The organism is Kitasatospora sp. NBC_01302 (assembly GCF_035976515.1).
Classification (GTDB): Bacteria; Actinomycetota; Actinomycetes; order Streptomycetales; family Streptomycetaceae; genus Kitasatospora.
Genome location: NZ_CP108404.1, coordinates 5,470,864 through 5,487,440, shown reverse-complemented (window position 1 = coordinate 5,487,440; position 16,577 = coordinate 5,470,864). Strand labels below are relative to the sequence as shown.

Sequence of the window (16,577 nt, the reverse complement as noted above, 5' to 3'; positions counted from 1 at the left end):
TGGATCTGGAGCAAAGGGGCGGTCGAGCCCGAACGTCCGAACGCTTCACACACCTGGAGGCTGCCATGGAGGCCGGCATCGGAGACCGGGTCATCGTGGAGGGCACACGTCCCGGCGCAGTACGCCGAGACGGGCGGATCGTCGCGCTGCACCATGAGGACGGCAGCCCGCCCTGGGACGTGCTCTGGTCAGACAACGGCCACACCACCACGCTGTTCCCCGGCCCGGACACCCACCTGCACCACTTCGCCCACAGCGCGACGAGCACGCCCGCACCGACGACCAGGCCCTCCGCGCCCTCTGCTCACGCGTGACCTGAGGGACCCGTAGGCCGACTGGGTCATGCTGCCGAGCACACGGGGATGACGGTCCGCACCGTGGGCAGCCGTCTTCCTATCCTTCGAGCCGTTGGTTCCTCACCGTCAGGCGAAGGCCGTCCTCAGCGCCTGGAAGGCGTTCTCGGGTCGGAGAGCGCGTGGTAGATCCGGCGGGATCGGGGCGTCGCGGCCGAGCAGTCCGTAGACGGCGTGCATGGCGCCGCGCACCGAGCGGCGGCAGGGGCCGCTGACGTCCGCCCATTCACCAGTGCCTTCGGCTTCCAGCTCGCTGCGGCGAACTGGCCGGCAACTTCTTCCTCGCCGCCGCGATTCTGCCCGCCGACGGCCTCCGAGCCCAGCCCTGTTCGGAGTTCAGAGGCGAACTAGCCGTGGCGGTGCAGCACCGTCATCAGCTTGCGGAAGTCCGGCGAACTCAACCTCGCGAACGGGGCTATCCAGGACGGCTCCGACGCCGTGATCACACCAGCCACCACAAGATCATCTCACCCGCGACCAGCAGTTACGGAACAGCCCTAAGGTCGGACCTTATGCGGAGCCGGTCCAGGAGGTCATCGATCTTGTAGGGATTGCCCCGACATTCGGCGCTCCAGCCGCCGACGTGCTGCTCACTTTGATCCGCAGCCTTGTTTCATTCGTAGCTGACAACTAGGAAGAGACTGCCACCTTCTTCGACATCAGCCATTAACACCAGTGACACGCCGCGTAGCCGACGGACAGGAGGACGGGCACCCCGCGCCGCTCCGCCTCCGCGAACGCCTCGGGGGACCACTCCCACCAGTCGACGGGGTTCCCGGCGTGCTGCTGGAGATAGGGCGAGGTCGCGTCAGCCAACCGGTTCATAGTTGACAGTTTGCCACCGGGCTCAGTGAGATCCACACGCGCCACTCGGTGTCAGGCGTCCGATGGTGGAGCTCGGTTCGACTGGGCAACGCCACCAGTCGGTGGCTTTGAATCACCCCAGGAGCCAATGGCAAGTGGACCAGGAAGGGGTCGCCGCCAGCTCGACGCCGTCGGGCCCGCCTATGAGGATGACGATGTCCTCCGGGGATGGAAAGCCGACGTGCCGGACCCGAGGGTGACAACGTCCCTGTCGGGCCAGCGGCAGTGTCAAGCAGTACCTGAAGATCTGCCGGTTCCCCACCTGCAGAGCAGCGAAACGCGCTCACTTCCCTGCTGGAGTTCCTGAACAATAAATTCCCGCTCGACGATCTGGAAGACAAAAAGCTGAGCGAGAAATTCGAAGGGAAGTTCTTCAAGGAGCTTCCCGACGATGCACGCCAGGAGTTCTTTCAATACCGCCTTCCAATTCGGCGCCTTTCCAACCTCGCTGACGAGGTTGTGCGCGCAGTGTTTGCCCGCGTCAATAGGGTCAATAAGGAGCACTTCTTGCCGCACTGTCGCGACGTGGCATTGAATCGCCGCCAGTTCGTCCTGGTTCTCGATGACGACGACCTGGCCCTGCCGGTCGAGGAAGTCAAGAAATCTCTCGGACCTCGACGCAGCCCTGCCGGTGCGTTGATTCGCGACAGGCCGAAGCTCGGAGAGTCTCATTTGATCAATGAGTATTTTTGCCGACTCGTCAGCTAGATTCGCACAATGTCCGTGCACACTCGCCGCACTCAGCGCATTGCACCTGCGACCACGGCGATTGAGACCTCCGGGGCGAGCCTAGAAGTACGTGACCTGGACGATGTAGATCTGCTCGTGCCGAACGACGGTCAGGTACTCGAACATGCCGCCAGGGACGTCGGCGGTCTTGCTCTTGGGATTCTCACCCCGGTACGAGGTCCCGTCGAGGTAGAGGGCTTCCGCAGCTCGGACCAACTCGTCGGCCTTCTTCTCGGCTTCGGCGACGAAGGCCGGCGGTGCTCCGCTGATCACGCGTTCCTCACTGGGGAGGTACTCCCAGGACCACGTCATGCGCCCAGCACCCGGTATGCGGCTCGGACGATCTCGGCAGCAGTGAGGGCATGACGCCGGGAGTCATCAGGATCCTCCGCTACCTGCATGAGGTACTCGGCTCGGCGGAGCCTGGAGGCTGTCTCCGGATGCCGTTCGATCTCGACCACGACAGCCCACCGCAGGAGGAACCCTCGGAGAGGATCAAGGGTGTCGGAGTCGATGGCCTCGGTGATCGCTTCGGCCTGCTCGGTCTGCATCTCCAGCAGGCGGTCCGGGGCTACAACGGCAAGGGCAGCCTTGAGAGCGGTGATGGTCCGCTCAGGGCGCGGGATCAGCTCTTCAGCGTGGTGCTCCGGCTGTGCGGTCACGTTTCCTCCGTGCAGTTCGGCCGGTACCACGCTACAACGCGGCTGGCCCGCTGATCCTCCGGTTCGGGTGACACAACGCCCCCTGCCCCCTAACTACATGTGTCCATCTCAGTACTGCTCGACAAAACGTCAGGTCAGGACTACCAGGTTGTCATCAGCTACTGGCACCAGTGGCGCGAATGCCTCGGGGGACCACTCCCACCAGTCGACGGGGTTGTCGGCGTGCTGCTGAAGGTAGGGCGACGTGGCGTCGGCCAAACGGTTCACCATGCCTGCAGTATCCCAGCCACCAAGCCCGCTGCGCGGAGCGGCCTGCCAACACGCCGAGTAGCCACTGCCCAGCTCTCGATCTACTCGGCGACCTTGGGACGCGCCAGGGATAGAAATCCGAAGAGTATCCGAGACGAGGATCGGGGTCTGCGAGTTCTCGTAGCGGAGAGTCAGAGTCGCGCGACCGAGTTCGGTACTGGAGATATTGATATCACTACCAGGATATCCCTGACGCAGGAGGTCAGAGGCGGCCCCGGCAGCAACATTGATTTCCTGGGCAATCTGCCGAGATTCCGGAAGATTATGGACGTACCAAATCTCGACATCGCCGACGGAATCGTCCGCTAGAGCATCGTGCAGTTTCTCTCCACGCTCCCAGCAGAACGTCAGGCACGCCCTGCGGCTCGTTTTTGCTGAACAGCCAGTTCACTGCCTGATGAAGACTCGCTGCCTTACCGGAGGGCGCTTGCAGCTTGGCCGCGTTCTGGGACTCGTATCCCTGGGCCAGGACGACACGCCCGGCATCGCGGTCGATGTACAGAAGGTCACACGCCTTGTCGTTCGACGAATCAGTCAGCGCGGTAGCGGCCACCGCGCTGATGTCCTCAATGTCGAACGCCACTGCAACGCAAACAGCAGTCGCTTGTTGGAGTCGTACTGGTCAAGGTCAGCTCGCTTCTGAAGCGCAACTTCGAGGCTGTCTGTCACGTCGTCAGAATACCGCCAACTATCACAGGGCAGGCCCCACTTGGGGCAACGCCACCACCTGCCTGGTCAGCCTTCTTCTCGACTTCGGTGAGGAAGTCCAGCGGCGCTCCGGCTAAGCGGCCGTGTGCCCTCCGCAGAGTTGGGCCAGCAGCACGCTTCGCTCACTGGTCCGTCCATCTCAGGCCACGGAGAGACGGTGCCGCCCGTCACTGGGCGTCGGCCTCGGGCCGGGGCAGCTCGTCCAGGTCGAGGGTGTAGGTCCGCCCGTCGGCCAGCTCGATGGGCAGCTTGCCCGAGCCGTACTTGTGCGTGTGGGCCGCGATGTAGCCGGAGCCGGTGGGCTGGGTGTGGACGACGACCTCCGCGGCGTACGGGTCCACCACCATGTAGACCGGGATGCCGTAGCGGCCGTACTTCGCGGTGCAGTCGTCGTAGTCCTTGCGCATGGAGGAAACCGACACCACCTCGGCGATCAGCAGCACGTCCTCGAAGCCGTAGCGCTTGCCCTGCCGCTGCGCGTCCTCCCGCAGGATCGCGAAGTCCGGGGCCGAGTTCTCGTCGGCCGGGAAGTCCAGGTACACGTCGGATGCAGTCTTCGCGTGCCGGCCGAGCGAGAGCGAGTCGATCTGCATCGACTTGATCGTGCTGGAGTGCTCGAAGCTCTGCGGAGTCATGACCACCTTCCCGTCGGTACCGAAGAAGACCACGTACCCGGCGGGGAACTCGGTGTGCATGACCGCGTCGGCGCTCATCAACGGCTCCTTCCTGTCGCCTCTCAGGATATGGGGCCATGGTCTCGTACGGGGGTCCACTACGAGAGCGTCGACCGAGCAGGAGCAGCGAGGTTGCACTAGTTCCTCGGCCCGCGACACCTCGTGTCCCACCCGCTCGAAGCGCCCCGCAGCCGTCGGCCACCGACGCGCCGGTCGATGGGAGACTCGAACCATGCGAGCCGTTCCCCCGTCCAGCCCCGAGGTCTCGGCCCGGATGAGCCGACAGACCAGCAAGGACACCAGCGCCGAACGAGCGGTGCGCCAGCTCCTCCATGCTTCCGGGTACCGCTATCGGATCCACTATCCGGTGCCGGGCATGCGCAGACGCACGATCGACATCGCCTTCACGCGAGCGAAGCTGGCCGTCCTGGTCGACGGTTGCTTCTGGCACGGCTGCCCCGAGCACGCCACCAGCCCCAAGGCGAACGCCGAATGGTGGCGGCAGAAGCTCGACCGCAACATCGAGCGCGACCGGGAGACGACCGCACAGCTGCTGTCCGAAGGCTGGACGGTCATGCGGTTCTGGGAGCACGAGGCACCGGAAGCCGTCATGCACCAGGTGTCCGAGGCCGTCGACCAGGAGATGGCCGACAGGCGCCGGCGACTCGCAGAGAGCGGGAGCGAAGGCGAGGGCGAGGGCGAGGGCGAGGGCGAGGGCGAGGGCGACTGATCGGAGCCGCCGGGACGCGCAAGAGCAGCGGCCCACCGTCGCCTCATGGGCTGACGGTGGGCCGCTGTGCTGCGGTGCTCACGGGTCAGGGGGCGGAGTCCTGGACGCTCGGGCTCTTGTCGTAGGCCTTGATCGGGCTCATGCCCACCCCGTTGATCGCCACCGTGTCCTGGGTGCTGACCTGGGCGCACTTGGTGGAGTCGTCGGCGGTCTGCGCGTCGCTGTTGCTCAGCGCCTGCTGGGTGTTGACGGGGGCCGGGGCGGCGGGGGCGCCGCTGCCGGAGCCGCCGGCGGGGGCGGAGCCGAAGGTGGTGCCGCTGGTCCAGTCCTTGCCGATGACCAGGGTGATCCCCGGGCCCTCGCCGGGCTTGACGGCGGAGGCGGGCAGGCCGAGCGAGGCGGCGACCTCCTGGGCGTCGGCCTCGCGGCCGGCGGTGTAGGTGACCTCGCTGGTCTCCGCGGTGACCGTCGCGTTGGCGGCGGAGGTGGCGGAGTTGTAGCCGGCCGCCTTGAGCGCGGTGGCGAGGTCACCGGCGCGCCCGGCCACCCCGCTGCCGTTCTTCACGTGGACCGCGATCTCGCTCTTCGGGGCGCCGGAGGGCGCCGCGGGCGGGGCCGAGCTGGTCGCGGGGGCCGGCGTGGGCGACGGCGCGTTGGGGTCCGCGGTCGAGGTGGCGGAGGCGGCGGCCGAGGACTTGTCACCCGTGCCGGTGGTCAGCGCCACGTCGTTGGTGATCGCGGAGAAGAGGTTCTTCGCGGCCGGCGCGACCAGCACCCGGCCGTCCTCGCCCTTCACGTTGTCGGGCTCGTTCTGCATCGTGGTCATGGTGATGCGGTTGGCCGGGACCTTGTTGAGGTCGTTCGCCAGGCCCACCAGGTTGGTGATGCCGCTGAGCCCGTTGTCGACGGTCAGCGCCTTGGTGGCGGCGTTCGCCAGCGAGAGCACCGCGGCGGGGTTGGTCAGCGTGCCCGCGCTCTTGAGCTGGCGGACCATCGAGCTGAGGAACATGTGCTGGGAGACCGTGCGGCCCAGGTCGCTGCCGTCGCCGAAGCCGTGCCGGGTGCGGACGAACTCCAGGGCGGCCATGCCCTGCAGGGTGTGGTTGCCCTTCTTCAGCTTGAGGTGCGAGTACGGGTCGTAGACGTTGTTGTCCACGCAGACCGGCACGCCGCCGACCGCGTCCGACATCTGCACCACGCCGGTGAAGTCGACCATCATGAAGTGGTCGATGGGTATGCCGGTCAGCTGGTGCACGGCGGCCACCGTGCAGCCCGGGCCGTAGTCCAGGGTGCTGTTGATCATGTCCCGGTGCGGCTTCATGCTGGTGTGGTTCTGGGTGTCCGTGCAACCGGGCAGCTGCGTCTCGAGGTCGCGCGGGATGCTCATCACCGTCGCGTTGCTGCGGTCCGCCGAGACGTGCAGCACCATCTCCACGTCGGCGTTGGCGCCGGGCCCGCAGTCGCCGCCGATCGCGCAGTCGGCCGCGTTGTCACGCTGGTCGGAGCCGATCACCATGATGTTGATCGGGGTGCGGCCGAAGGCGTCCGGCGTCTCGTGGCCCGCGTCGCCCGAGGTGCCGGCGAAGAGCGCGGAGTGCTTGATGTTGCCGTTCAGCTTCTCGTAGAGGTAGCCGAAGGTACCGCCGGTGACCAGCACCAGGCCGGCCGTGGTGTATGCGAGGATGCGCAGGCCGCGCCGCTTGGGGGGCTTGCGGCTCTTGCGGGCCGCCGCCCGGCCGCCGGTCGCGGGGGCCGACGGCTGGGCGCCGCGCGCACGCCGACGTGGCCCGGGACCGGGGCTGTCCACCTGCATTCCGCTCACGTCCGCTGTCCTTCCGCCGTCGATCTCCGGCTGTGACGCCTGCCACCGGGAGCACGGCGCAGCCGTACGTCCGGTTGCGAAGCAGCCGGTGATCCTCCGGTTCCATCAGTCGCTCGCGGCCGGTGCCGTGAGGCGTTGCTTGGTTCGTGCCTGTCTGGACGTCGGCGTGTCGAGCCTCGGTTCCCAGGCGCGCAGCATAGCCGCCCACCCTTATAAGACTTAAGAGCGGAGCGAGCACTGCCCGCACGGCAGTTGAGTGACCGGCGCCACACAACGGCTGTCCGGCCGGGTCCGGTTCAACGGGCCGCTGACCGGCCCTGTCGGCACGGCCGAGCGGGCCGCGAGGGGCAGGAGCCGCACGGACCCGGGGGAAACGGGTGCGATGGAACGGGAGTTGGCCGGCGCTCGGACAGTGATCGAGGTCACCGGCCGGACGGGCGGCCCGACGGGCGGTGCCGGCGGACCGGTTACTCCTTGGGGCTCTCCGGCTCCTCCGCGAAGTCGACCCGCTTGAAGCGCGAGTTCATCGACTTCAGCAGGAACCAGGTGGCGACGCCCAGCCCGCAGAAGACGACGAAGCCCAGCAGGCCCGGGGTGACCGAGTTGGGGTCGTAGGCGAGCTGGGTGGTGGCGTGGGCGAGGTTCAGGGGAGCGCTCATTGCTCCATGGTGACCCGGCTTCCCACGGGCCGGGTCACCGGGGTGGGGCGTGTCGCGCGCGACGCGCCCCACCAGCGCACCTACTGCGCCGCCTCGCCCGCCAGGCTGGTGGCGCGCAGGCCGGCGAACAGGTCGTCCTCCGGCAGGTCGGTGTCGACCAGCGAACGGGCCAGCTCGTAGTCCTCGGTCGGCCAGACCTCGCGCTGCACCTCCAGCGGCACCCGGAACCACGGGCCGTCCGGGTCGATCTGGGTGGCGTGCGCGATCAGCGCCCGGTCACGGGTCTCGAACCAGTCCGCGCAGTGCACCCGGGTGGTGATCTCGCGCTCCGCCCGGCCGCTCTTCTCCCAGCCCGCGATCCACTCGCCGTACGGGGAGTCGTGCCCATGCTCGGTGAGGTACTGGTGCAGGGCGCGGATCCGGCCCATCGGGAAGCCGTGGTTGTAGTAGAGCTTCAGCGGCTGCCAGGGCTCGCCGGCCTCCGGATAGGCGTCCGGGTCACCGGCGGCGTCGAAGGCCCGCATGGTGATCTTGTGGGTCATGATGTGGTCGGGGTGCGGGTACCCGCCGTTCTCGTCGTAGGTGGTGATCACCTGCGGCTTGAACTCGCGGATCAGGCGCACCAGCGGCTCGGCGGCCGTCTCGACGTCCTGCAGCGCGAAGCAGCCCTCGGGCAGCGGCGGCAGCGGATCGCCCTCGGGCAGGCCCGAGTCGACGAAGCCCAGCCAGGCCTGCTCGACACCCAGGATCTCGCGGGCGGCGTCCATCTCCTTGCGGCGGACCTCGTGGATGTTCTCCTCGACAAAAGGGTCGCCCTGGAGCTTGGGGTTCAGCACTGAACCGCGCTCGCCCCCGGTGCAGGTGGCCACCAGCACCTCAACGCCCTTGGCGACATACATGGCCATGGTGGCCGCGCCCTTGCTGGACTCGTCGTCCGGGTGCGCGTGCACCGCCATCAGCCGCAACTGCTCAGTCAACGCCTGGTTCCTTCCGGGAATGTCCGGGCTCAGCATCGTCCCCCTATAGTGACGGACTGGAAGGCCCGCACATTCCCGTCGCCCGGCGCGTGGACAGGTGCCGCAGCCCACGGCCTTCCCGGAAGGGACTACCTGCCATGACCGCCACCAGCAGCACCGCCCCCGATTCGCTGCCCCAGAGCCGCTACGGCCGGCAGAGCGACGAGCAGGCGGACCGCACCCTCAAGCTGGTCGGCGCCGTGCTGGCGGTCCTGCTGCTGGGCCTCGTGGCCTGGCTCGGCGGCTCGTACCTGATGTCCGCCACCAAGCTCAACGGAGCGGTCCCGGTCTTCAACCCGGTCTCCGACAGCGAGGTGCAGGCCGAACTCTCGGTGACCAAGGACTCCGGCACCGGCGGCACCTGCACGATCCGCTCGCAGGCCGCCGACGGCTCGGTGGTCGGCCAGCTCGACGTCCCGGTCCCCAAGGCGGGCACCACGTTCGTCCAGACGGTCACGATCCGCACCACCGAGCGCGGCACCACGGCCGAGCTGATGGGCTGCACCCCGGCGAAGTAGCGCCGGGCACCGCCGTCAACCAGGGCCCCCGTCCGCCCTGGTGGGATTGGTCCGGCCGCGGACCGGGCAAGTGACTCGGAACAGCCCGGACAAACTGACCGTTAACGCACCGCTACCGGACTCCCACTGCGGGCCGGACATTGTTAGGCTCGTGGTTTCGCCCCTTCCGCGCCGGACGGCTCGGAGGCGGGCGTTGCTTTGTAGAGAGCACCTGTAGCACCCAGCACCTGTAGCACCGAACTGCTGACGAAAACCCTCAGCACCTCCCAGCACCGACGAGGAGCACCCGTGACCCAGACCAGCGAGACCGTGACCTGGCTCACTCCGGCCGCCTACGACAAGCTCAGGAACGAGCTCGAGCATCTGACCGGTCCGATGCGCGCCGAGATCACGCAGAAGATCGAGGCCGCGCGCGAGGAGGGTGACCTCAAGGAGAACGCCGGCTACCACGCCGCCCGCGAGGAGCAGGGCAAGATGGAGCTGCGGATCCGCCAGCTCACCCAGCTCCTGGAGCGCGCCAAGGTCGGCGAGGCCCCCGCGGACTCCGACGTGGTCGCCCCCGGCATGATCGTCACCGTCGCCTTCGCCGGCGACCCCGACGACACCATGGTCTTCCTGCTCGGCTCCCGCGAGGTGGCCGGCGACGACGACCTCGACGTCTACTCGCCGCAGTCGCCGCTCGGCCGCTCGATCGACGGCAAGAAGGTCGGCGAGGACGCCCAGTACGAGCTGCCGAACGGCAAGAAGGCCAGCGTGCGGATCCTCGAGGTCAAGCCCTTCACCGGCTGACCCGGCCACGCCCCGTGCGACGGCGGTGGGCCCGGACCGATCGGTCCGGGCCCACCGCCGTCGTCCGTACCGGCCGCACCGGGGCCTGGCCGGACGCGGAGCGGCCCGGCTGTCCGACCGCGGAACGGCCCCAGCTACAGCTATCCGACCGCGGAGCGGTACTTGCGCACCGAGAGCCAGGAGAAGGCCCCCAGCACCACCAGCGAGGAGACGATCGACACCCCGATCGCGTGCTGCATCGGCCAGGCCTCGTCCACCGGCCCGATCTGGTTGCCGAACAGGTCGCGGCAGGCCTGCACGGTCGAGCTGAACGGGTTCCAGTAGGCGACCGGCTGCAGCCAGCCCGGCATGCTGCTGATCGGCACGAAGGCGTTGGAGACGAAGGTCAGCGGGAAGAGCCAGATCAGCCCCGCCGAGGTGGCCGCCTCCGGGCTGCGCACCGAGAGCCCGATCAGCGCGCCGATCCAGGAGAACGCGTAGCCGAGCAGCAGGAGCAGCGCGAACGCGGCCAGCGCGCGGAAGAACCCGTGGTGGATCCGCCAGCCGACCGCGAGCGCCACCAGCGCGAGCACCAGCAGCGTGAACGCGGTCTGCACCAGGTCGGCGAGGGTCCGTCCGGCCAGCACCGCCGAGCGGGTCATCGGCAGCGAGCGGAACCGGTCCACCAGGCCCTTGGTCATGTCCTCCGCAATGCCGGCCGAGGCACCCGCCACCGCGAAGGTGACGGTCTGCGCGAAGATGCCGGCCATCAGGAACTGGATGTAGATCGAGGAGCTGGACCCGGCCATCGGGATCCTGATCGCGCCGCCCATCACGTACGAGAAGAGCAGGACGAACATCACCGGCTGCAGCAGCCCGAACACCACGATTTCCGGAATTCTGGACATTCTGCGCAAATTGCGCCGGGCGATCACCCAGGAGTCGTGCAGCATCGCCCCGATCCCGTGCCGCTGACGCGGGACGGCGCCGCCGATGGCGTGCTCGGTCGCGGTGGACGCGCTCATCTCAGGCCTCCTTCCGGGCCCGCCGGCCCCGGCCCCCGCCCCCGCCGGGCGCCGCGCCGCTCCCGCCGCCCGGCGCCCGGCCGTCCGGCGCCCGGTCCTCCGGAGCCTCGCCGCTCGAAGCCGCCGTGGCGTGCCCGGTCAGCGACAGGAAGACGTCGTCCAGGGTCGGCCGGCGCAGCCCGATGTCGTCGATCTCGATCTCGCGCGCGTCCAGCTCGCGGATCACGTCGGCCAGCACCCGGGCGCCGCCGGTGACCGGCATGGTGATCCGCCGGGTGTTCCGCTCCACGCTGGGCTCGCCCACCGCGTAGCCCTTCAACGCCTCGACGGCGGTGCCGATCAGCTCGGCCTGGTGCACCACCACCTCCACCCGCTCGCCGCCGATCTGCGCCTTGAGCCGGTCCGCGGTGCCGCGCGCGATCACCCTGCCGTGGTCGACCACCGCGATGTCGTGCGCCAGCCGGTCGGCCTCCTCCAGGTACTGGGTGGTGAGCAGCAGCGTGGTGCCCTGCTCGACCAGGCTCTCGATGACCCCCCAGAGCGCCAGCCGGTTGCGCGGGTCCAGTCCGGTGGTCGGCTCGTCCAGGAACATCACCGGCGGTCGCACCACCAGCGCGGCGGCCAGGTCGAGCCGGCGCCGCATGCCGCCGGAGTAGGTCTTGGCGGTGCGGTCGGCCGCCTCCGAGAGGTTGAACCACTCCAGCAGCTCCAGCGCCCTCGCCTTCGCCGCCCTGGCCGGCATCTGGTACAACTCGCCGACCATCTGCAGATTCTCACGCCCCGTCAGGTACTCGTCCACGGCCGCGTACTGACCGGACAGACCGATCACGCCGCGCACCCGGCCGGGTTGGCGCAGCACGTCCAGCCCGGCCACCACGGCGCTGCCGGAGTCGGGCCGCAGCAGCGTGGTGAGGACCCGCACGGTGGTGGTCTTGCCCGCGCCGTTGGGGCCGAGCAGGCCGAGCACCGTCCCCTCCGGGACGTCCAGGCTCACCCCGTCCAGGGCGCGCACGTCGCCGAAGGTCTTCACCAGGTTCTCGGCCTGGATGGCTGCTGGCATCGGGCTGTCCCCTCTGCTCGGAGCGGGCCCGGAAGGAGCGGGCGCAGTACAGGTCCACTCTGTCCCGCACGCCCCCGCCCGGCCACCCGGAGACGCCGAGAGCGCCCCGGTCCCGACGGACCGGAGCGCCCTCACCGCGCCCCAACTCGGCCTGGACGCAGGCCGGAAGGCTCAGCCCAGCGCGTGCGCCAGGTCGGCGACCAGGTCGTCGGCGGACTCGATGCCCACCGACAGCCGCACCAGGTCGGCCGGGACCTCCAGCAGCGAGCCGGCCACCGAGGCGTGCGTCATCCGCCCGGGGTGCTCGATCAGCGACTCCACGCCGCCCAGCGACTCACCGAGGGTGAACAGCCGGGCCCGGTTGCAGACCTCCACGGCCGCCTGCTCGCCGCCCTCGATCCGGAACGAGACCATGCCGCCGAAGGCCTTCATCTGCTTGGCCGCCACCTCGTGGTTGGCGTGCGAGGCCAGCCCCGGGTAGAAGATCTGGGTGACCTTCGGGTGCCGGGCCAGCAGCGCCACGATCTGCTCGGCGTTGGCGCAGTGCCGGTCCATCCGCACGCCCAGGGTCTTGATCCCGCGCAGCACCAGCCAGGAGTCGAACGGCCCGGCCACCGCGCCCATCGCGTTCTGGTGGTAGGCCAGCTGCTCGCCGAGCTCGGCGTCCGCCGCCACCAGCGCGCCGCCGACCACGTCGGAGTGCCCGCCCATGTACTTGGTGGTGGAGTGCACCACCACGTCCGCGCCCAGCGCCAGCGGCTGCTGGAGGTACGGGCTGGCGAAGGTGTTGTCCACCACGAGCAGCGCGCCGGCCGCGTGCGCGATCTGCGCGACGGCGGCGATGTCGGTCACGCCGAGCAGCGGGTTGCTGGGCGTCTCCACCCAGACCGCCTTGGTGTTCGGCTTCAGTGCCTCGCGGACCTTCTCGGGGTGCTGGGTGTCGGCCACCGAGAAGTCCACGCCCCAGCGGGTCAGCACCTTGGCGAAGAGCCGGAAGGTGCCGCCGTAGGCGTCGTTGGGGATCACGATGTGGTCGCCGGGGGCGAGCACGGTGCGCAGCAGGGTGTCCTCGGCGGCCAGGCCGGAGGCGAAGGCCAGCCCGCGCTGCCCGCCCTCCAGCGCCGCCAGGCACTCCTCCAGCGCCGTACGGGTCGGGTTCGCCGACCGGCTGTACTCGTAACCGCCGCGCAGGCCGCCGACGCCGTCCTGCTTGTAGGTCGACACCTGGTAGATGGGAGGGACGACCGCCCCGGTGAGGGGATCGGCTTCCTGACCCGCGTGGATGGCGAGGGTCTCGAAGCCCTGAGGGTGCTGGTGCTCAGTCATACGACCGAGCGTAGTGGCACCCGGACGGCCCGGGCGCGCGCTCGGTCCTCCCCGGCCGACCGGACCCGGCCGCGGCGGCGGAATCCCCGGCCCCGCCCGGGCGTTCACCGGACATGCTGTTCAACCGCCACAAGACCGCGCTCGTCACCGCCGACCAGGCCCTGCCCGGGCGTCCGGCGCCCGCCTTCACCCTGGCCGAGCCGCACACCGTGCTCGGCCACCCGCTGATCGGCCCCTACCCGCCCGGTCTCGAGGTCGCCGACTTCGGTCTCGGCTGCTTCTGGGGTGCGGAACGGACGTTCTGGCGCCTGCCCGGCGTCTGGACCACCCTGGTCGGCTACCAGGGCGGCCACACGCCCAACCCGACGTACGAGGAGGTGTGCAGCGGCCTGACCGGCCACACCGAAGCCGTCCGGGTGGTCTTCGATCCCGCGCTGATCTCCTACGAGACACTGCTCAAGACCTTCTGGGAGGCCCACGACCCGACCCAGGGCAACCGCCAGGGCAACGACGTCGGCACCCAGTACCGCTCCGCCGTCTACACCCACTCCCCCGCCCAGCTGGCCACCGCCCAGGCCACCCGGGACGCCTTCCAGCCCGCCCTCACCCGCCTCGGCCTGGGCCCCGTCACCACCGAGATCGCCCCCGCCGGCCCCTTCTACCCCGCCGAGCCCTACCACCAGCAGTACCTCTCCGACGCCAAGAACCCGGGCGGCTACTGCGGCCTCGGCGGCACCGGCGCCAGCTGCCCGATCGGCGTCGCGAAGACGGACGGCTGACCCCGGCCGGGCCCCGGCCGGCTCAGGGCAGGTCGGCCAGGCGGATGCCGAACTCGCGCCGCAGGGCCGCACGCGCCGCCAGGTGGCCGGACATGCCGTGGACGGCCGGGCCGGGCGGGGTGGCGGCGGAGCAGAGGTAGAGGCCGGGCAGCGGGGTGCGGTAGGGGTTCCAGCGCACGGCGGGGCGGAAGAGGCTCTGGCGCAGGCTGATCGCGCCCGCGCCGATGTCGCCGCCGACGTAGTTGGGGTTGTACGCCTCCCACTGCGCGCCGGTGACCGTGCGGTGGGCCAGCACGGTGTCCCGGAAGCCCGGGGCATGGCGCTCGATGGCCGAGGTCACCAGCTCGTGGCGGTCCACCGGGTCGCCGTGCGGGACGTGCGCGTAGGCCCAGACCGGGCGCCGGCCGCCGTGCGCCCGGCCGGGGTCGGTCACGGCGGGGTCGACCACCAGCACGAACGGGCTGGGCGACAGCTGCCCGCGCGCGGTCAGGGTCTCACCCGCGTAAAGCTGGGCCCGGGTGCCGCCGAGGTGCACGGTGCCGGCCTGGCGCAGCCCCGCGTCGGCCCACGGGACGGCCCCGTCGACCAGGTAGTCGACCTTGGCGGCGGCCGGCCCGTAGCGGTAGCGGGCCAGCTGCCGGGCGTAGCCGGCCGGCAGCCGCGGGCCGGCCAGTGCGAGCAGGCCCTTGGGCGCGACGTCGGCGAGCACCGCCTTGGCCCGCGGCAGCTCCCGCAGGTCGGTGACCGGAGTGCCGGTGTGGATCACCCCGCCGTGCGCGGTGATGTCGTCGGCCAGCGCCCGGGCGATCGCCTGCGAGCCGCCTCGGGCCAGTGGCCAGCCGCTGCTGTGGGCGAGGTGGCCGAGCAGCACCGCGATGGCACCGGCGGCCGGCGAGGGCAGCCGCCCCACGCCGTGCGCGGCGACGCCCGCCAGCAGCGCGGCCGCCTGCTCGGTGCGGAACTGGTGGCGGGCCAGCACCGTGCCGTGCCGCAGGATCCGCTCGGCCAGCAGCAGCGGGGTGGCCAGGTCGGTGGGCGGGGTTCGCAGGTCGGAGAGGAAGAGCCGGACGACCTCGGTGCTGTGCTCGACCAGCGGCGCCATCAGCCGGCGCCAGGCCGGGCCGTCCGCCCCCAGCCCGGCCACCGTGGCGTCCAGGTCGTGCCAGGCCAGCGCGGCGGGCCCGGTGGGCAGCGGATGCCCGTAGGCCACCGGTGCCCGCAGCAGCTCGACGCCGTGCGCGGCCAGGTCGAAGGCGCGGAAGAAGGGCGAGGCGGCGCCCATCGGGTGGACGGCGGCGCAGATGTCGTGCAGCACCTGCGAGTCGAACAGCGGCAGACTGCGCAGGCCGCCGCCGATGGTCCCGGCCGCCTCGTACAGCTCCACCCGCAGCCCGGCCCGGGCCAGCGTGACACCGGCGGCCAGCCCGTTCGGGCCCGTGCCGATGACCACGGCGTCGGGCGCACCACCGCTGCCGGTCCTGCCGCCTGTGCGCATGCGTCGATCATAGGACCCGACCCGCTTGCCGCAGCGGAGAGTTCGCGGGGTGGCCGACCGCGGACCGGCCACCCCGCGGCTCAGCCGCTCGGCTCAGCCGGCCCGCGGCTCAGCCGATCAGCTCAGCCGGCCCGCAGCGCCTCGGTCAGCCAGCCGAAGGCCGGGCCGAGGGCGGGCTGCGCGGGCCAGCCGTTGATCTGCCCGATCAGCTGCCAGTACCGCTCGTAGCGCGGGTCGTTGCCGTTCTCCATCCGCTCCAGCAGCCAGGCCCGGAACTCCGGTCCGTCCGGGCGCTCGAAGAACTCGGCGAAGGCCCCGGCCAGTTCGTCGAGCACCGGCCCGGCGACGGCCGCGCCCGGGCTGATCCCGGCCGCCAGCGCCGCGCCGGCCCGGCTGAGCACGAGGTCCACCAGCGCCCGGTTGGCGGCCACGTCCTCCTTGGTGCCCAGCGCCCGGTCCTGGGCCTGGTGGGCAGCCGCCTTGCGGACCCCGGCCCGGAACGCCGGGTCCTGGACCAGTTCGGCCAGCTCGACCCAGGCGTCGGTCTGCGCGGGGGTCGGGTCGTCCGGCAGCTCGGGCATCGCGGCGCGCATCTTGGCCACGAACTCGGGCCCCACGTCGAGCCCTTCGAAGGCCTCGTCGATGAAGTCGTTGATCAGGCGGCGGCGTTCCCGGTCGGTGAGCTTGGCGAGCTTGTGCATCAGTTCCATCTCCTCGGGTGTGGCCCCCCGCCGGGCCACCGCGCGCAGCACGGAGCGACGCAGCCGCAGCGTGCGGATCTGCACGTCCAGGGCCTCGGCGTGCGCCTGCGCGACCTCGGCGACGGTGACCTCGCGGGCCAGCACCTGCTGGATGGTGGCGAGGTCGACGCCGAGTTCGCGCAGCGTGCGCACCAGGTCCAGGCGGGCCAGCGCGTCGGGTCCGTAGCGCCGGTAGCCGGCGGGGGTGCGGTCGGTCGGCGGCACCACGCCCGTGTCGGACCAGAACCGGATGGTCTTGACCGAAAGGCCGGTCAGCCGGGCCAGTTCCCCGATCGTGTGCAGGGTGTCGTCGTCCATGGCCACCACCTTGGGGTCTCCC

General features: G+C 70.3%; 17 protein-coding genes and 3 pseudogenes. 5 read left to right on the top strand and 15 right to left on the bottom strand.

Annotation, left to right across the window (positions count from 1 at the left end; genetic code table 11):
- The first annotated feature begins 65 nt into the window (after window positions 1-65).
- A complete protein-coding gene (locus OG294_RS23900) occupies window positions 66-314 on the top strand; it encodes a DUF1918 domain-containing protein (protein WP_327068586.1) in 249 nt (82 codons plus the stop codon).
- 389 nt (window positions 315-703) lie between these two features.
- Here the strand turns inward: OG294_RS23900 and OG294_RS23895 are convergent.
- The 7 genes and pseudogenes from OG294_RS23895 to OG294_RS23870 all read right to left on the bottom strand — a co-directional run.
- Window positions 704-808, bottom strand: a pseudogene (locus OG294_RS23895) (IS5/IS1182 family transposase); the annotation flags it as partial.
- A 214-nt stretch (window positions 809-1,022) separates the two neighbouring features.
- Window positions 1,023-1,178, bottom strand: a pseudogene (locus OG294_RS23890) (DUF255 domain-containing protein); the annotation flags it as partial.
- A gap of 267 nt (window positions 1,179-1,445) precedes the next feature.
- Entirely contained in the window at window positions 1,446-1,889 is a 444-nt protein-coding gene (locus OG294_RS23885) for a hypothetical protein (protein WP_327068584.1), read from the bottom strand.
- 117 nt (window positions 1,890-2,006) lie between these two features.
- Window positions 2,007-2,258 carry a hypothetical protein gene (locus OG294_RS23880; RefSeq protein WP_327068583.1) on the bottom strand — a complete coding sequence of 84 codons (252 nt, stop codon included), beginning with the start codon at window positions 2,256-2,258 and terminating at the stop codon, window positions 2,007-2,009.
- Complete coding sequence (locus OG294_RS23875; RefSeq protein WP_327068582.1) at window positions 2,255-2,608, bottom strand: hypothetical protein; 354 nt, start codon at window positions 2,606-2,608, stop codon at window positions 2,255-2,257. Before OG294_RS23875 ends, OG294_RS23880 begins: the two co-directional genes overlap by 4 nt.
- Before the next feature lie 177 nt (window positions 2,609-2,785).
- Window positions 2,786-2,878, bottom strand: a pseudogene (locus OG294_RS41175) (DUF255 domain-containing protein); the annotation flags it as partial.
- A gap of 914 nt (window positions 2,879-3,792) precedes the next feature.
- Window positions 3,793-4,338, bottom strand: coding sequence for a Uma2 family endonuclease (locus OG294_RS23870; protein ID WP_327068581.1), 546 nt, complete (start codon window positions 4,336-4,338; stop codon window positions 3,793-3,795).
- A gap of 193 nt (window positions 4,339-4,531) precedes the next feature.
- On the opposite strand from OG294_RS23870, the gene OG294_RS23865 reads away from it, so the two are divergent.
- Entirely contained in the window at window positions 4,532-5,029 is a 498-nt protein-coding gene (locus OG294_RS23865; protein ID WP_327068580.1) for a very short patch repair endonuclease, read from the top strand.
- A gap of 85 nt (window positions 5,030-5,114) precedes the next feature.
- On the opposite strand, the gene OG294_RS23860 is transcribed toward OG294_RS23865, so the two are convergent.
- From OG294_RS23860 to mca, 3 genes are all read right to left on the bottom strand, one after another.
- Window positions 5,115-6,842, bottom strand: a complete 1,728-nt coding sequence (locus tag OG294_RS23860) for an LCP family protein (protein ID WP_327071642.1) — start codon at window positions 6,840-6,842, stop codon at window positions 5,115-5,117.
- A gap of 476 nt (window positions 6,843-7,318) precedes the next feature.
- Window positions 7,319-7,510, bottom strand: a complete 192-nt coding sequence (locus OG294_RS23855; RefSeq protein ID WP_327068579.1) for a hypothetical protein — start codon at window positions 7,508-7,510, stop codon at window positions 7,319-7,321.
- A gap of 80 nt (window positions 7,511-7,590) precedes the next feature.
- Window positions 7,591-8,487 (bottom strand): mycothiol conjugate amidase Mca, encoded by an 897-nt coding sequence (mca, locus tag OG294_RS23850; RefSeq protein WP_327068577.1) that lies wholly within the window; start codon window positions 8,485-8,487, stop codon window positions 7,591-7,593.
- 137 nt (window positions 8,488-8,624) lie between these two features.
- On the opposite strand from mca, the gene OG294_RS23845 reads away from it, so the two are divergent.
- Both OG294_RS23845 and greA read left to right on the top strand, forming a co-directional pair.
- Entirely contained in the window at window positions 8,625-9,044 is a 420-nt protein-coding gene (locus OG294_RS23845; RefSeq protein ID WP_327068576.1) for a DUF4307 domain-containing protein, read from the top strand.
- 288 nt (window positions 9,045-9,332) lie between these two features.
- Window positions 9,333-9,833, top strand: a complete 501-nt coding sequence (gene greA, locus OG294_RS23840) for a transcription elongation factor GreA (protein ID WP_327068575.1) — start codon at window positions 9,333-9,335, stop codon at window positions 9,831-9,833.
- A 140-nt stretch (window positions 9,834-9,973) separates the two neighbouring features.
- Here the strand turns inward: greA and OG294_RS23835 are convergent, their stop codons facing one another.
- From OG294_RS23835 to OG294_RS23825, 3 genes are all read right to left on the bottom strand, one after another.
- Complete coding sequence (locus OG294_RS23835; protein WP_327068574.1) at window positions 9,974-10,837, bottom strand: ABC transporter permease; 864 nt, start codon at window positions 10,835-10,837, stop codon at window positions 9,974-9,976.
- Window position 10,838: 1 nt separating this feature from the next.
- The gene (locus OG294_RS23830) at window positions 10,839-11,897 is read right to left on the bottom strand and encodes an ATP-binding cassette domain-containing protein (RefSeq protein WP_327068572.1); all 1,059 of its coding nucleotides are present in this window, start codon (window positions 11,895-11,897) and stop codon (window positions 10,839-10,841) included.
- Between the two features lie 171 nt (window positions 11,898-12,068).
- The gene (locus tag OG294_RS23825; protein ID WP_327068571.1) at window positions 12,069-13,223 is read right to left on the bottom strand and encodes a cystathionine gamma-synthase; all 1,155 of its coding nucleotides are present in this window, start codon (window positions 13,221-13,223) and stop codon (window positions 12,069-12,071) included.
- 113 nt (window positions 13,224-13,336) lie between these two features.
- Between OG294_RS23825 and msrA the strand changes: the two genes are divergently transcribed.
- Complete coding sequence (msrA, locus tag OG294_RS23820) at window positions 13,337-14,002, top strand: peptide-methionine (S)-S-oxide reductase MsrA (RefSeq protein ID WP_327068569.1); 666 nt, start codon at window positions 13,337-13,339, stop codon at window positions 14,000-14,002.
- 22 nt (window positions 14,003-14,024) lie between these two features.
- Here the strand turns inward: msrA and OG294_RS23815 are convergent, their stop codons facing one another.
- A complete protein-coding gene (locus tag OG294_RS23815; protein WP_327068568.1) occupies window positions 14,025-15,497 on the bottom strand; it encodes a phytoene desaturase family protein in 1,473 nt (490 codons plus the stop codon).
- A 122-nt stretch (window positions 15,498-15,619) separates the two neighbouring features.
- On the bottom strand, window positions 15,620-16,555 hold the full coding sequence (locus OG294_RS23810) for a helix-turn-helix domain-containing protein (protein WP_327068567.1): 936 nt from the start codon (window positions 16,553-16,555) through the stop codon (window positions 15,620-15,622).
- Window positions 16,556-16,577 lie beyond the last annotated feature (22 nt).

Bases quoted from the DNA above. Each gene is read 5' to 3' on its own strand.
- OG294_RS23865 (WP_327068580.1), top strand. From the start codon at position 4,532: ATGCGAGCCGTTCCCCCGTCCAGCCCCGAGGTCTCGGCCCGGATGAGC.
- msrA (WP_327068569.1), top strand. From the start codon at position 13,337: ATGCTGTTCAACCGCCACAAGACCGCGCTCGTCACCGCCGACCAGGCC.
- OG294_RS23870 (WP_327068581.1), bottom strand. From the start codon at position 4,338: ATGAGCGCCGACGCGGTCATGCACACCGAGTTCCCCGCCGGGTACGTG.
- OG294_RS23860 (WP_327071642.1), bottom strand. From the start codon at position 6,842: ATGCAGGTGGACAGCCCCGGTCCCGGGCCACGTCGGCGTGCGCGCGGC.
- OG294_RS23845 (WP_327068576.1), top strand. From the start codon at position 8,625: ATGACCGCCACCAGCAGCACCGCCCCCGATTCGCTGCCCCAGAGCCGC.
- OG294_RS23825 (WP_327068571.1), bottom strand. From the start codon at position 13,223: ATGACTGAGCACCAGCACCCTCAGGGCTTCGAGACCCTCGCCATCCAC.
- OG294_RS23835 (WP_327068574.1), bottom strand. From the start codon at position 10,837: ATGAGCGCGTCCACCGCGACCGAGCACGCCATCGGCGGCGCCGTCCCG.
- OG294_RS23900 (WP_327068586.1), top strand. From the start codon at position 66: ATGGAGGCCGGCATCGGAGACCGGGTCATCGTGGAGGGCACACGTCCC.
- OG294_RS23885 (WP_327068584.1), bottom strand. From the start codon at position 1,889: ATGAGACTCTCCGAGCTTCGGCCTGTCGCGAATCAACGCACCGGCAGG.
- OG294_RS23880 (WP_327068583.1), bottom strand. From the start codon at position 2,258: ATGACGTGGTCCTGGGAGTACCTCCCCAGTGAGGAACGCGTGATCAGC.
- OG294_RS23810 (WP_327068567.1), bottom strand. From the start codon at position 16,555: ATGGACGACGACACCCTGCACACGATCGGGGAACTGGCCCGGCTGACC.
- OG294_RS23855 (WP_327068579.1), bottom strand. From the start codon at position 7,510: ATGAGCGCTCCCCTGAACCTCGCCCACGCCACCACCCAGCTCGCCTAC.
- OG294_RS23830 (WP_327068572.1), bottom strand. From the start codon at position 11,897: ATGCCAGCAGCCATCCAGGCCGAGAACCTGGTGAAGACCTTCGGCGAC.
- OG294_RS23815 (WP_327068568.1), bottom strand. From the start codon at position 15,497: ATGCGCACAGGCGGCAGGACCGGCAGCGGTGGTGCGCCCGACGCCGTG.